Origin of the sequence: Candidatus Protofrankia californiensis, from assembly GCF_900634765.1 — a bacterium.
Lineage (GTDB): Bacteria > Actinomycetota > Actinomycetes > Frankiales > Frankiaceae > Protofrankia > Protofrankia californiensis.
The window spans coordinates 11,255-12,096 of sequence record NZ_CAAAFT010000044.1 but is presented as its reverse complement, the minus strand read 5'-3'; the positions used below and the strand labels follow the sequence as shown (position 1 = coordinate 12,096).

Sequence of the window (842 nt, the reverse complement as noted above, 5' to 3'; positions counted from 1 at the left end):
GGGATATACACGGTATCGACTTTCACACGCCGGTCACGAGATCGTCAACATCACTTATACTGTGACTTAAATCACGTAACTTTTCTTGATATTCATCAATAAGGGTGATAAATGATCATCCGTTGGCGAGCGCCCACTCCAGCAGCCACTGGACGGCCTCGGTGTGCCGCCTCGCCGCGCCGAGATCGTCCCCCCATGCGTATAGGCCGTGTCGGGCGATCAGTATGGCGGGGGTTCGCGGATCCCGCAGCGCCACGATACGGTCACCGAGGTCGATCATGTTCTGGCTGTTGCCCACCACCGGGATCCGGACACGGTCGCCGTCAGCGGCACGTCCCAGCGCCTTGAGCATCTCCAGGCCCTCGAACTCGACGCCGCCCGGCCAGCGGTCGGCGGCCCGCACCGACGCGATCGTGTGGACATGCACGACCGCACCCGCACCGGCGACTTCGGCGAGCCGCGCGTGCAGGGCGGCTTCGGCCGAGGGCTGCCGGGCCGGCCCGACCGGCCAGGGGGCGCCCGCGGCGTCGATCACGGCCACGTCATCAGGGCGTAGCTCGGACTTGTCCAGGCCGCTCGCGGTGACTGCGAGCCGCAGCGGGGCACGGCACAGCACGACCGACAGGTTCCCCGAGGTCGCCCGCATCCAGCCGAACGACGCGTAGCGCGCAGCCTCGAGGGCCAGCGCCTCACCCGCGGCGCGCAGACCGGCCGGCCACCTGTCGGTGCCAACGTCACCGGCGCCCACCGGATCGCCGCTTCCCGCCACGTCACCAGTGCCCACCATGTCACCAGTGCCCACCATGTCACCAGTGCCCACCATGTCGCCAGCTCCCACCATG

1 protein-coding gene is annotated in these 842 nt (G+C 67.9%); it reads right to left on the bottom strand.

From position 1 onward, the window contains the following. Positions 1-115: 115 nt before the first annotated feature. Positions 116-842 (bottom strand): methylthioribulose 1-phosphate dehydratase (gene mtnB, locus DD1DGNOD_RS02335; protein ID WP_241255414.1); only part of this gene is annotated, 727 nt, incomplete at its 5' end.